Annotated in this window: 16 protein-coding genes; 13 read left to right on the forward strand and 3 right to left on the reverse strand. The window is 57.5% G+C overall.

All coding sequences use genetic code 11. The features are described from left to right. The first annotated feature begins 4 nt into the window (after positions 1–4). From HMPREF1255_RS08565 to HMPREF1255_RS08605, 9 genes are all read left to right on the forward strand, one after another. The gene (locus HMPREF1255_RS08565; protein ID WP_024111514.1) at positions 5–580 is read left to right on the forward strand and encodes a CDP-alcohol phosphatidyltransferase family protein; all 576 of its coding nucleotides are present in this window, start codon (positions 5–7) and stop codon (positions 578–580) included. Next, complete coding sequence (locus HMPREF1255_RS08570) at positions 577–1,368, forward strand: DUF881 domain-containing protein (protein WP_051395022.1); 792 nt, start codon at positions 577–579, stop codon at positions 1,366–1,368. Before HMPREF1255_RS08565 ends, HMPREF1255_RS08570 begins: the two co-directional genes overlap by 4 nt. A 3-nt stretch (positions 1,369–1,371) precedes the next feature. Next, entirely contained in the window at positions 1,372–1,704 is a 333-nt protein-coding gene (locus tag HMPREF1255_RS08575) for a small basic family protein (protein ID WP_016456541.1), read from the forward strand. After that, on the forward strand, positions 1,697–2,404 hold the full coding sequence (locus HMPREF1255_RS08580; RefSeq protein WP_024111486.1) for a DUF881 domain-containing protein: 708 nt from the start codon (positions 1,697–1,699) through the stop codon (positions 2,402–2,404). Before HMPREF1255_RS08575 ends, HMPREF1255_RS08580 begins: the two co-directional genes overlap by 8 nt. Positions 2,405–2,593: 189 nt before the next feature. Beyond that, a complete protein-coding gene (locus tag HMPREF1255_RS08585) occupies positions 2,594–3,097 on the forward strand; it encodes an FHA domain-containing protein (RefSeq protein ID WP_016456539.1) in 504 nt (167 codons plus the stop codon). Continuing rightward, on the forward strand, positions 3,097–3,795 hold the full coding sequence (locus tag HMPREF1255_RS08590) for a MerR family transcriptional regulator (RefSeq protein WP_016456538.1): 699 nt from the start codon (positions 3,097–3,099) through the stop codon (positions 3,793–3,795). The genes HMPREF1255_RS08585 and HMPREF1255_RS08590 overlap by 1 nt, the downstream gene beginning before the upstream one ends. 46 nt (positions 3,796–3,841) lie before the next feature. Next, positions 3,842–4,300 carry a bifunctional nuclease family protein gene (locus tag HMPREF1255_RS08595; protein WP_016456537.1) on the forward strand — a complete coding sequence of 153 codons (459 nt, stop codon included), beginning with the start codon at positions 3,842–3,844 and terminating at the stop codon, positions 4,298–4,300. Between the two features lie 144 nt (positions 4,301–4,444). Continuing rightward, on the forward strand, positions 4,445–4,993 hold the full coding sequence (locus HMPREF1255_RS08600; RefSeq protein ID WP_016456536.1) for a MerR family transcriptional regulator: 549 nt from the start codon (positions 4,445–4,447) through the stop codon (positions 4,991–4,993). A gap of 35 nt (positions 4,994–5,028) precedes the next feature. Continuing rightward, on the forward strand, positions 5,029–6,042 hold the full coding sequence (locus HMPREF1255_RS08605) for a YihY/virulence factor BrkB family protein (RefSeq protein WP_016456535.1): 1,014 nt from the start codon (positions 5,029–5,031) through the stop codon (positions 6,040–6,042). A gap of 1 nt (position 6,043) precedes the next feature. Here the strand turns inward: HMPREF1255_RS08605 and HMPREF1255_RS08610 are convergent, their stop codons facing one another. Then, positions 6,044–7,258 (reverse strand): pyrophosphate--fructose-6-phosphate 1-phosphotransferase, encoded by a 1,215-nt coding sequence (locus tag HMPREF1255_RS08610; RefSeq protein ID WP_024111338.1) that lies wholly within the window; start codon positions 7,256–7,258, stop codon positions 6,044–6,046. Positions 7,259–7,392: 134 nt separating this feature from the next. On the opposite strand from HMPREF1255_RS08610, the gene HMPREF1255_RS09495 reads away from it, so the two are divergent. Together HMPREF1255_RS09495 and HMPREF1255_RS08620 are read left to right on the forward strand one after the other, a co-directional pair. Next, positions 7,393–7,782, forward strand: a complete 390-nt coding sequence (locus HMPREF1255_RS09495) for a hypothetical protein (protein WP_024111287.1) — start codon at positions 7,393–7,395, stop codon at positions 7,780–7,782. A 55-nt stretch (positions 7,783–7,837) separates the two neighbouring features. After that, positions 7,838–8,461, forward strand: a complete 624-nt coding sequence (locus HMPREF1255_RS08620) for an L-threonylcarbamoyladenylate synthase (RefSeq protein WP_016456532.1) — start codon at positions 7,838–7,840, stop codon at positions 8,459–8,461. Here the strand turns inward: HMPREF1255_RS08620 and HMPREF1255_RS08625 are convergent, their stop codons facing one another. Then, on the reverse strand, positions 8,462–9,364 hold the full coding sequence (locus tag HMPREF1255_RS08625) for a LysR family transcriptional regulator (RefSeq protein ID WP_016456531.1): 903 nt from the start codon (positions 9,362–9,364) through the stop codon (positions 8,462–8,464). A gap of 78 nt (positions 9,365–9,442) precedes the next feature. Here HMPREF1255_RS08625 and HMPREF1255_RS08630 point away from each other — a divergent pair, with 78 nt between their 5' ends. After that, the gene (locus HMPREF1255_RS08630; protein WP_028821578.1) at positions 9,443–10,480 is read left to right on the forward strand and encodes a YeiH family protein; all 1,038 of its coding nucleotides are present in this window, start codon (positions 9,443–9,445) and stop codon (positions 10,478–10,480) included. Positions 10,481–10,545: 65 nt separating this feature from the next. Next, positions 10,546–11,433 (forward strand): acyl-CoA thioesterase II, encoded by an 888-nt coding sequence (locus tag HMPREF1255_RS08635; protein ID WP_024111539.1) that lies wholly within the window; start codon positions 10,546–10,548, stop codon positions 11,431–11,433. Between the two features lie 44 nt (positions 11,434–11,477). Here HMPREF1255_RS08635 and HMPREF1255_RS08640 read toward each other — a convergent pair whose 3' ends face one another. Beyond that, complete coding sequence (locus tag HMPREF1255_RS08640) at positions 11,478–12,737, reverse strand: dihydroorotase (RefSeq protein WP_024111523.1); 1,260 nt, start codon at positions 12,735–12,737, stop codon at positions 11,478–11,480. Between the last annotated feature and the right edge of the window lie 27 nt (positions 12,738–12,764).

The following is a 12,764-nucleotide window of genomic DNA, read 5'->3' on the forward strand; positions in this document are numbered from 1 at the left end:
ACTCGTGATCAGCAAGTCGAGCAACAGAATCTTCACGATTCCCAACGTGCTGTCATTTTTACGCCTGTTGGGGGTGCCATTCTTTTTGGTGCTTGTCCTGATCGGGCGTGATCTTTTGGCTGTGATCCTTCTGGCTGTATCGAGTTCCACCGACCTGCTTGACGGCCAGATCGCACGCCGATTCAACCAGCAGAGCAAACTCGGTGAGGTGTTAGATCCCGCTGCCGACAGGCTCTATATTCTCGTGATCGCCGTGGCTCTAGCTGTTCGCGGCATAGTGCCGTGGTCGTACCTGATAATTCTTTTGGGCAGAGATTTAATGATGCTTCTGCTCGTGCCCGCTCTTCGTGCGCGTGGAGCGATCAGCCTGCCCGTTCATTTCGTTGGCAAAATCGCCACCTTCTGTCTGCTTATCGCGCTTCCGCTTGTCCTCCTGGGGGCGGGCAGCTGGGTTATCTCCCCGGCGGCGAAGATTCTCGGCTGGGCGTTCGCCTGGTGGGGTGCTTTCATGTATTGGTGGGCTGGGCTCGTGTACGTAAAACAGACTTTTTCTTTTGTGAAAGAAACCGAGGCATCGTGAGTCAGCGGCGCCCCGACGAGTCGATGGAGCTTCTCAACTCCATCACCAGAGAATCGAATCTTCGCCCAGACGAGCAGCACGATGACAGCCCCAGGGGTTGGCGGAGCGTGGGGGTTTTCCTGATCTGCGCAATCGCCGGTGCGGCTATGGCCGCCTCGGCATTGACGATCGGTCAGGCTCGACCCCAAGCGGTTGCTGATCGAGCCGAGATGGCTGGCCGGGCGAGCGCTGCAGAAGAGGAAAACGAACAACTTCGCTCCGAGGTTGAGCAACTGAGAGCACAGACGCTTAACCTGCGCAACCAAAAGGGGTTGGGCACCGATGCGCAGTTGCGTGAACTCGAATCGTTCGTCGGCATTGAGGCCGCGAGCGGTCCGGGCGTGGTCATTGAGCTTCGAGAGGGCACCCTAAAGCCTGGCAAAAAAGAGACCGAGGAATCCCGCGTGCTAGACGACGATCTGCAGCTAGTCGTGAATGGGCTTTGGCAATCTGGTGCGCAGGCGATCGCCATCAACGATCACCGCGTGACGACGCGAACTGCGATCAGGCAGGCAGGGCAGGCGATCACGGTGAACTATCGTTCGTTGACTAGCCCATACAAGATTTCGGCCATTGGCGGGCAGGACCTTGCCGCTAACTTCGCGAACACCTCTGGCGGTGTTCTCCTTGGCCACTTGAAGCAGAACTATTCCATCGAATGGTCGCTGAACACCAGCGATGATCTGACGCTTCCCGCAGATCCCGGCCTGGCGCTTTCGCAGGCGAGGCCGCTGGCGGAGAAAGGATAAAATATGTGGGCGATTCTCGGACTTGTCGTCGGTGTGGTCGTGGCGCTGATTTGGAGCCCAGAGCTGCCGATCGGCCTGCAGGCATATCTTCCGATTATGATCGTAGCCGCAATCGACGCATTGATTGGCGCGCTGCGGTCTTACCTGCAAAAGACCTTCTCTCAGCGGGTTTTTCTGATTTCTTTCATCTCTAACGTTGCCGTGGCGGCCGCGCTGGTTTGGCTCGGCGACCTGCTCGGCGTGGGCAGCCAGCTTTCGACGGCCGTGCTGGTTGTTCTCGGCATCAGGATCTTCACGAACGCGGCCTCCATCAGGCGGGAGATCCTGCATGCGTAAGTTCGTCGAGAAGTTCTTCAAGCCGTCGTCCACGCAGCTTGTGCTGGGCGTTGCACTTGCTTTCCTGGCGTTCGCGCTCGTCATTCAGCTCGCTCGTCCCGCAACCAAGAACCCCTACGAGGGGATGCGCCAAGACGACCTGATCCAGGTGCTCGATGGCTTGAATGACGAGTCCGAGAGACTGAACAAGGAGATCAACGAGCTGCGCGTCACCCGAGACAAGCTGCAGAGCGGTTTGGATGCCAACCAGGTCTCCGAGGAGGAAGCGGCTAAGCGCAAAAAGAGCCTCTCCGTGTTGGCGGGCATCGCGCCCGCAAGCGGCAGGGGAGTGAAAATCACCATCCGCGCTCCAAAGCAGAAGCTGAAGGCGGGCACACTGCTGAACTCGATTCAGGAGCTTAAGGACGCTGGGGCCGAGGTGCTCGAGATTAACGACTCCATCAGGCTCGGCGTCGACAGCTGGATCGGAGATAACGAACAAGGAATAGTTGTCGATGGCCAGCAGCTGGGCACGCCAATCATCATCGAGGCGATCGGCGACCCGCACGCCTTGGAGGAGGGCGCTAAATTCAGGGGCGGCCTGGTCAGTCAAATAGAAAGCCCGAAGGTTGGCGGTAGCGTCGAAATTGTTAAATCTGACGAGATAAATATCGAATCGGTCAGAGAAATGCCTCAACCGCTGATAGCTAAACCTGCGTAGGCCAAACCACCTAGCCACAAACCGTGTAGCAACGGGTAGAGTTAGTTTTCGTAAACGGAACGAATTCAAAGATTTCAATAAGCTAATTGCTGAAATTGGGCGTTTTCGATTCCTTAAACGCCCAATGCGGTTAAAAGGATAGTATCTAGCCAGTAAACTAATTCACATTAGTTGTTCGAGGGGAGTGCGATGATTACCTGCGCGATATGTGGCAAGGAGAATCCGAACGAGGCAAACTTCTGCCAAAAGTGTGGTGCAAAGCTGGGCGCGCAAAGCAACGAGACGACACGGATCATCTCTTTCGTTGAAGACGAGGCACGCGACGATATTCGCACGGTTGAACTGAGCCCTGAGGACGCTAACGCCGTCCGCGATCTTCCCGAAAACAGCGCACTCTTGATCGTCACTAGGGGCCCCGACGTCGGTGCCCGCTACCTTCTCGATTCCGACGAGGTGACTGTTGGGCGCAGCCCGAAGAGCGATATCTTCCTGAACGACATCACGGTCTCTCGCCACCACGCTAAGTTCACCATGAACAATGGCTCGGTGGTGTTGGTCGATCAGCACAGCCACAACGGCACCTACGTGAACCGCACACTAGTGGATCAGCAGGTGACGTTGCGTCAGGGCGACGAAGTTCAGATCGGTAAGTATCGGATGCTGTTCTTCGCTAGCGAGCGTGGTAGTAGGTAATGCCCAAGGCGCCCAAGCGCAGCATCGGGCAAGTCTTAAACGTTCTTAAGCCCGAGTTCCCAGACATTTCGATTTCAAAAATTAGGTATTTGGAATCGGAAGGATTGTTGTTGCCTGAACGCGCCCCGAGTGGTTACAGAAAGTACTCGAACTCCGATATCGAGCGGCTAACTTATATTCTTCGCGTGCAGCGTGATAACTATCTGCCGTTGAAGGTGATCCGAGAGAATTTGGAGGTCATGGACAGCGGCGGCGAGGTGCCGGAACCGACCGCTCCTGAGGACACCGTCCCCGAGGAGAATAAGCCGCAGGTTGCCAAGGCTAGGGCGGCAAAGAAGAGCAAAAAGCAGCCGCTGAAGCTGAGCCGACAAGAGCTAATGCAGGTTTCTGGCCTCTCTGAGGCGACTTTGATGGAGCTAGAAAGGCACCGAATGGTGCTGCCCAGGAGAGGTTCCGTCTATTACGGGCGCGATGCTCTGACCATCTGCGTCGTCGCGCGAAAGCTAGCCGGCTACGGTATGGATACCCGTCACCTGAGGGCAATCAAGCAGTCCGCCGAACGCGAAGCAGGCATGATTGAGCAGGCCGCCAGGCCCACGATCTTGAAGTCACCCGAGCCGAGTAAGGCGTTAAACGAGGTTAGCCAGCTGGTCGTACACGCCCACGCTGCAATGATCTACACAATGCTAGAAAGATAAGGCGAAACTCGCACCTTGGGCGGGCTTGCTCAATAGAATTTCAGACATGATTGAGCTTGACGTCGTTGGGGTCCGTGTCGAGGTTTCGACGAGTTCTCCGATGCTTCTGCTCAGACAAAGCGATGGGTCTCGATTCTTGGCCATCTGGATCGGCGCCGCCGAGGCGTCGGCAATCGTCAACGCGCTGGAGTGCGCGAAGCCGCCACGTCCGCTTAGCCACGATCTGATGTCCAGCCTGCTTGAACTGATCGACGAACCCGTAGAGGGTGTCATAACCGACGTTGAGGATGGTGTCTTCTATGGCCACCTGACTGTAGGGGACAATGAGATCGAGGCACGCCCCTCTGACATGATCGCGCTGGCTCTTCGCTCTGACTTCAAAATCAGCTGTTTAGAGTCCGTAATGGATAAAGCTGGGGTTGAGGTTTTGGAAGAGGCTGAAGATGAGGTTGAGCGTTTCAAAGAGTTTCTAGAACACGTTACCCCAGAGGATTTTGAGGGATAAAAGGCCTAGCCGGAAAGGTATTTAGCCGGGTCTGAGACAGTCGCTTCGCTCCTTGGTTTTGCGACACGAGAGGTTCAAAGAACGGGAACTTGAGACTTTTAGCTGTAGCGTTTCAACCAGCAACGAAAGAGAAAGGCTAACGACGTGAGCGCAGCGCAACAGAAGGAACGCCAAGAGGCGCTTTTCGACGGCGACTTCAGCCCGATTCCTGAAGACGTCGGCTTCCGCGGTCCTGCTGCGTGCCAGATCGTTGGCATCACCTACCGCCAGCTCGATTACTGGGCTCGCACAAAGCTCGTCGTTCCTGGCATCGCCGAGGCCTCTGGCACCGGTTCGCAGAGGCTCTACTCGTTCCGCGACCTACTGCTGCTCAAGGTAATCAAGCGTCTGCTGGACGCCGGCATCTCGCTTCAGCAGATTCGAGTGGCCATAGATCACCTCCGCCAGCGCGGCATTGAGGATCTGTCTCAGGTAACTTTGATGAGCGACGGCGCCTCGGTTTATGAGTGCACAGACGCCAACGAGGTAGTCGACCTGCTTCAGGGCGGGCAGGGCATGTTTGCCATCGCCCTCGGCGGTGTTTGGAAGGACGTCGAGGGGACGATCGCCCAACTGCCGTACAACGACGAAGCTTCATTCGAAGGCAAGGACGAGTTGGCCGCGCGTCGGCAAGCTAAACTGGCAGCAATGTAAGACTTCCGGCCCAGCTGCCGGTTAGGGGCTAGCGGGTGAACCGGATCAATAAATTGTTAAAGTGGGTTGGTCAGACCCCTGTTGTTGCCCACTTTATTCGCGCGGCGCAGCGCTACATGAACAGACTGGGCAATCAATTCGCTGGCTCAATCACTTTTTTCAGTGTGTTGGCGATCGTGCCCATTTTGATGTTCGCCTTCGCGGCTCTCGGCCTGACCCTAACCGTAATCCGTCCGCAATGGATGGGGCTAGTTCAAGAAATAATTCGTGACAATCTTATGGTTGGCCCAATCCAGGAAAAAGTCCTAGGGCTGGTTGAGGTGTACCTTTTCGGCTGGCAGCAGGTCGGTATCGTCGCCATCATCGTCGCCCTCGTCGTGGGGTCGGGCTGGATGAACAACTTAAAGAACGCGATTAGGGGAGTCACCAGCACAGACTTCGATCTGCGTGAAAGCCGCAGGTTCTTCTTGTGGGAGCCGCTGTTTAGCGCAGCAATGCTGCTGGTCCTAATGGTGTTGATTGCGGTCAGCTTCGCGCTGAGCGTCGTCGGGGTCTATTTGGCTGAACAGATAGTTCGTTGGCTGAACTTGGAGAATCTAGGATTCAGCCAGACATTCATCCAGGTTGTCTCGCTGGCTCTCGGTTGGCTTTTCATCTCGGCCATGTTCATGGTCATTTATGTTGCGCTGCCGCAGACGAAATCTCCGCGTCGAACCGTGGTCATCGGATCTGGCCTAGCCGGCGCCTGTTTCTTGGCGGTTCAGGGCGCGGCAAGCCTGCTGAGCGACCTATTCTCGGCGAACCGAAGCATCCAATTGTTCGGCCCGATCATCGTGACCATGCTTGTGCTCAACATCTTCGCCAGGCTGCTTCTCTTTTGGGCTTCATGGATCGCCACCGCAACCCAGCCGGCCATCGCGTACCGCTGGAGTCCCGCGGATGAACCGCTTCGAAATCGTCCGGACACGATCACGGTCCCGGGCCACTGGGAAGCGGCAGACCGGGACCGTGAATCTAATGAGGCGCTAAAGTTTCTGCGCGACGAGTGATTTACTCGGCGGCCTCAGGAGCGGGCTGACCCATGTCGGTTACCATGTCGACGAACCACTGCTGGGTGATGTCGAACGGCTTGTGGCCAGCGATGCGCTTGAAGTCGATGACGCTCAGTTCATCGTTCGCATCTTCGTCCAGGCCGACGACTCCGGCCTTGCCCTCGAGGGCTGCGTCGACAGCCATCTTGCAGGTGCGGTCGATGAGCTCGAGATCCTCCTCGCCCGAAGCTGCGGAACGGGAGAAGTAGCCGGACTTCTGAACCATAGTTTTAGCGGCGTCGAGCTTGCTAGCGAACTGCTTGCCGAACCATGCGCCAGGGTTGATCTTGTCGAGCTGTACGTGGTCGAAAGCGTCGCGCGGAACCTCTTCGCCGGCAGCCTCCATGGAAGCGACGATCTCAGGAACGCCAGCGCCCTCGGAGATGAAGATGTTAACGTTGCCGACGGTGTCCATGATCTTCTTGAGACGCTTTGCTTCCTCGTCAAGATCGATGTGCATCTCCGGCAGGTAGATCGCGTGCACGTCCCAAGCCTCGCGCGACAGTCCGATCTCGGGCAGCCAAGTCTGCTGGTCGAGCCATTCACGGTAGTAGCGGGTAGCCTCCGCGGCCAAGTAGCCACAGTTGCGGCCCATGATCTCGTGGACGATCAGCTCGCGCGGAGCTGCGTTGTGCTCGGCGATGACGTTCTTCGCGTAGTCGGCAGCCTGCTGGGCGGCGGTCCAAGCGCCGAGGCTCTGCTTGATCGGGAAGATGTCGTTGTCGATGGTCTTGGGCAGGCCGACGACGGTCAGATCGAAGTTGTTGTCCTTCAGGTAAGCGGCCAGATCGGCGGCGGTGGTGTTGGTGTCGTCGCCACCGATGGTGTGCAGCACCTGAACGCCATCCTCAACAAGCTGCTTTGCGGCTACTTCAAGGGGGTTCTCGCCTTCTGTGACCAGACCGCGCTTCACGCAGTCCTTGACGTTGGTCAGCTTCACTCGCGAGTTACCGATGGGGGATCCGCCGAACCCGTAAAGCGTGTCTGCCTTCTCTCGCACGACGTCGGTGACCGGAATCGAGTTGCCCTTAAGAAGGCCCTCGTAGCCGTATAGGTAGGCGATGATCTCGGTCTCTGGAGACTTCTCGGTGTAGTACTTGATCAGCCCAGCGACTGCCGAGGATAGGCAGGGCGCGAAACCGCCAGCGGTGAGGAGTCCAACTTTTTTAGCCATGTTTTCTCTTTCTGTAACTAGAGGAGTGAATAGGCGTTACTTGGTTACAAATTCAATTCTAGCCGGGAACAACCGTTAAAACATCCCTTGTCTTTTGGCAGAATTACGAATGTCTGCTTGCTAGGAGAACTTTAATGTCGAATGAACGTGGGTTGAGCCTTTCTACCTTGACCGCTTGTTTGCTACCTGCTTTTGTCATTGTCGCAGGTCTCGGCATCGACGGTGCCGCCCAGGTTGCCGCGAATCGGAAGGCCGAGGCAATCGCGTCTTCCGCCGCCAGAGCCGGGATGGATGCCAGCGCGGCTTCGCGAATTCAGGGCGACATGGGCAGCTACTTCGCCGTTAGTGCCGCCAAAGATTACGTCTCTAAGTACTCGAACCTAAACGCGGATGTGAGCGTGGCAGAAAGTGGCGAACTGAACGTCGTGACTAAGGGGAGGACGCAGACGATATTTCTTTCGATCATCGGTGTGGATCAACTCGCGTGCAGGGGAGAGGCTAGCGTCGATCTGTTCTCCAGCTAGACGAAAAGTTGGCGGTTTTGCCTAGCCGCGCGCCCGAGCCGGCTAGCATTGGGTAATGGCAGAATATCTTCAGGTTCATCCAGTAAACCCGCAACATCGCGCTCTGGTGCGCACTGCCGAAGCATTACGTGACGGCGCAGTCATCGCTTATCCGACGGACTCCGGTTTCGCTTTGGGCACTCGTTTAGGTAATCAAGAGGGCGTCCAGCGAATTCAACAAATCAGAGACTTGGACGAGAAGCACAACCACACGCTCGTGGTCAGTGAATTCGCCCAAATCGGCAAGTATGTCGAGATGGGCAACAGCGTCTTTCGGGCAATCAAAGCGGCCACACCGGGGCGCTATACCTTCATCCTGAAAGCCAGCAGGGACGTGCCAAGGATGGTGCAAAACCATAAGCGCAAGACCGTCGGCGTTAGGGTGCCAGATCACGTGACCACGCTCGCGCTCCTAGACGAGCTGAACGAACCCTTGGTTTCCTCAAGCCTCATCCTCCCCGGCGAAACGGAGGCCATGTCGGATGGGGAACTCATCAAGGAGAGGCTCGAGCACGACGTCGATATCATTCTCGATTCAGGCGACGTGATTCCGGACCCGACGACGGTTGTCGACTTTACGGTCGAGGACGCCCCGCATATTGCTCGTCTCGGGTCGGGCGATCCGAGCCTTTTCGAGTAGCTAGCTTCCCGACGCGGCGTCGGCGCAGATAGCTCTTAAGAAGCTAGCCGCCGGGCCGCGTGGGGGAGTCTCGAGCGGCCAAACTGCCCTAATCGGGCGGGAGAATAGCTGTCTTGACTCGAGGCCTACTTCCGTGACAACGCCGACTTTTATCGCTCCTGCGACGGCCCTTCGGCTCATCACGGTTGGACCAGCGCCCGCGGCCACGTTCGCGAGCACCACAGAGTTGCTGCTTGCCACGATCGCAGGTGCAACGTGTTCGGAGCCTAGAGCTAGCTCAAGGACCTCGCGCGTGCCGGAGCCCTCCTCGCGCAGTACCAGTGGGGTGTTAGCGAGCTTTTTGAGGCTGATTGGGCTGCGCCTGCGAGCCCAGGGGTGAGACGCGGCTACTACTAACACGAGCTGGTCGTGGCCGAGCATCAGCGACGCCAAGCGTTCGTCTAGGTGAGGCGACTCAATGATGCCAAGGCGTGTGTCACCCTCGAGCACCCTGGACATTATCTGAGAGGAATTGTGCACCGACATCTGTACGTTAACGCCAGGGTTCTTGACCTGAAATTTGGTTAGCCAGCCGGGTGCGTAGCATTCCGCAACCGTTTGAGAGGCCATAATTTCCAGGTTGTTTGCGATGTCGCTCTGCAGGCTGGCGACGGCGGCATTGAATTCGGTTCCAGCCCTAAGCAGCGGTTCCGCCCACTGCGCGATTAACGCACCGGTCTTCGACAGCCTGGACCCAGAATGGGAGCGCAGCAGAATATTTTGGTTTAGCCTGCGCTCGAGTTGCAAGATCGCGCGCGATGCGTTGGGCTGGGCCATGCCACAGGCCGTCGCCGCTTGAGACAGGCTGCCCGTCTGGCCGACGAGGACGATTAGTTGGAGAACCTGGAGATTTGGCCACGACATATCTAAAGTATATGGCCGTCATAGTTATTTGAGAATTCCGTAGCCTGTGGAGAAGGTAAATAATTATCTTACGTGACTATGACTCAAAAACCGCTCGCGCGAATCGGCTCGAAATCGTCCTCGGTTCTAACCCAATTCCGTAGTTTCCTTCCGGGTCTTGCGCTGATCGCGGCCCTGACGCTGATAGCGATGGCAATAAACAACTTCATCCCCATCATCAGCGCCTTGCTGATAGCCATCGTTTTGGGTGCTGTGGCGGCTAATGTTCACGAGACCCCGGCCGCATTCTGGCCTGGGATTAACTTCGCATCAAAACACCTGCTTCGCTCAGGAATCATTCTTCTTGGCCTGCAGGTGACGTTGTCTTCGCTGGCGGCTCTCGGGTGGCAGCGCCTAGTGCTCGTCGTGCTGATCGTCTCCCTCGGCGTGAGCTCGACGATTGCGATCGGGCGAATGATGAAAATGTCTAATACTCTCGTCGGTGTTATCGCATGTGGCTTCTCCATCTGCGGAGCTGCAGCCGTTGCTGGGGCTAAGGACGTAGTCGGCGCCAAAGATAACGAGACGGCGACCGCGCTTGCCTTGGTAGTTGTCTTCGGCACCTTATGCATCCCGATTCTTCCTGCTCTCTGTTCACTGTTCGGGCTGGATCCGGCGAGCGCAGGAACCTGGGTTGGTGGGAGCGTGCATGAGGTAGCTCAGGTCGTCGCTGCGGGAGCCGCGCTCGGCGAGCCGGCAATGACGATCGCTATCGAGGTGAAACTCGCACGCGTCGTCTGCCTCGCCGGAGTCGTTGCCGTCCTCGGCCTGCTTCGACGTCGTAAGGGCAGCGGTGTGGCTGATCTCGAGGGCAAGATGCCCCCGCTCATCCCCGGCTTCGTGCTCGGTTTCTTGGCGATGGTCATAATCGGTTCGCTCCTGCCCATTCCCGCACCAGTTCTTGGCGGTGCGAAGATCCTCCAAACCGCGTTGTTGGCCATGGCGATGACCGGTCTTGGGTTCGGCATTCGTGTCGACGAGCTGATCAGGGTTGGCCACAAGCCGGTGCTGTTGGGCTTGATTGCGTCAATCATCGTTTCGGTGGTCTCGCTCGGCGGAGCCATGCTGCTCGCCTAGTCCCTGCCCGGTTTAGCGCTTTAGCTAGAGCACAAAAATGCCCAGAACGTGGCATGCTAGAGGTTATGCCGAAGACCACTTCTGAGTTACTAGACCTGCTAGACCTAACAGAAACGTCGCCCGATGTGTTTTCCGGTTCGCAGCCGGACACCATAATGCAGCGAACGTATGGCGGGCAGGTAATGGCCCAGGCGATAGTGGCTGCATACAAGACGCTCCCCGAAGATCGCAGGATGCATTCCATGCACGCCTTCTTCCTGAGGCCCGGAAACGCTCACGTTCCGATCACCTACAAGGCAAGTAGGCTGCGTGATGGAAGGACGTTCTCGACGCGCAGGGTCGACGCCAGCCAAGAAAAAGACATCTTCGGCATGTCCGCCTCGTTTCACCACATGGAGGATAGCCGGCTGAACCACCAGGACGAACTGCCCAGCCCAACTCCGCCGCCGGAAAAATGCCCCAGGCTAGTTGACTTCATGAACGCCGCATATGGCGAGCACCCGATGTGGCACGAATGGGACGCTCTGGACGTGAGGTTTGCAGGAGATTCCGCGGGAAATGGCAGCCCCAAGCTGCCGAAAATTCCGGTCCACAGCCACAAATCCCACATGAGGGTCTGGATTAAAACTCAAGATAAGCTTCCCGACGACAACGCGATTCACCAAGCGATTTTGGCGTATGCGAGCGATCTGACCCTGCTTTCGGTGACGACCGTGCCGCACTCTGTAGCTTTTATGTCCACGAAGATCCAGACCGCGTCGATCGACCATGCGATGTGGTTCCACAGACAAGGCAGGGCAGACGAGTGGCTGCTCTACGACATGATCTCACCCTCTGCCAGCCATGCGCTCGGGTACGGCACCGGCAGGCTGTTTCAGGACGGAAAACTGATCGCCTCCTGCGCCCAGGAGGGCCTGGTTCGTGAGGTTGAGAACCGGCCTATCTTAAGCTGAATTTAAGACGGGACCGCCGAAACCGGCGAGCCTGTCTCTAGCTATTAAGCCGAATGCGAATAGGTGATCTGGCCAAGGCAGAGCGTCAACTCGATCGGATCGGGCAAATCCAGGCCGTGATACGGGTTGTTGCGGCCCTTCGATGCCGACTTCTCACGGTCTACGACTGCGCGGCGAGTGGGGTCGATTAGAGTCAGGTTTGCGGGCTGGCCGGGCTCGACCGGACGGCCCTGGTTGCTGATCCTGCCTAGCTGCGCCGGGCGGTAGCTGAGAATATCCGCGACCTTTTCCCAACCGATTAGGCCCGGGTTGACCAAGGTCTCGATGACCACGGCAAGAGACTGCTCGAGGGCAATCATGCCGGGTTTGGCGTCCGGGAAAGAATGAGATTTATCGGCAACAGTATGCGGGGCATGGTCCGTTCCTAAGATATCGATGATTCCATCTGCTAACCCGTTGCGGATGCTCATGACGTCGTCCTCTCCGCGCAGGGGCGGATTCACCTTGAACGAGGTGTCGAGGCCGCGCAGCTTTTCGCTGGTCAAGAGCAAGTGGTGGGGTGTGGCTTCGGCGCTCATCCGCACGCCGCGAGCCTTCGCCCAGCGCACAACAGCCAGTGACTGCGCAGTTGAGATGTGGCATGCGTGCACGCGCGCGCCGGTCAGCTCCGAGAGCATGGCATCGCGAGCGATGATCGAAGACTCCGCCGGCCACGGCCAACCAGGCAGCCCTAGTTCCTCGGCGATCGACGCCTCATCTGCGCAGGATTTGGCCGTCGCCAGGTTGTGATCCTGGCTGTGCTGAGCTACCAGCAGATTATGCTTGGCGGCCGCTTCGAGAGCTCGCCGCATTAGAGAGGCATCCATGACGCATTTGCCATCGTCGCTGAGCACTTTTACGCCAGCCGCGGCTAGTGCATCGATGTCGTTTAGCTCCTTGCCTTCCAGGCCCTTGGTGATGGATGCAATGACCTCGACCTGAGCGCTGGCATTCTTCGCGCGTCGACGCATGTCCTCGACGCGCTCAACGTTATCGGTGACGGGGGAGGTGTTGGCCATCGCGAACACGGCGGTGTAACCACCGGCCGCTGCGGCTGCGGTGCCGGTCTCGATCGTCTCGGCCTCCTCGCCGCCAGGTTCGCGCAGGTGCGTGTGCAGATCCACCAGACCTGGAAGAGCAATCAAACCGTCCGCCGATATCTCCTTGGCTCCAGAGGGCTTTTCCGCGACGAACCTATCGCCGCTGACGTAAATATCCCGCTTGGTTCCATCCGCTAGCTGTGCACCTTTAATAACCAGTTCCATGAACCGAAATCTACCCAATTCATAGCG

The sequence above is a fragment of the Propionimicrobium sp. BV2F7 genome (assembly GCF_000510445.1).
GTDB lineage: Bacteria > Actinomycetota > Actinomycetes > Propionibacteriales > Propionibacteriaceae > Propionimicrobium > Propionimicrobium lymphophilum.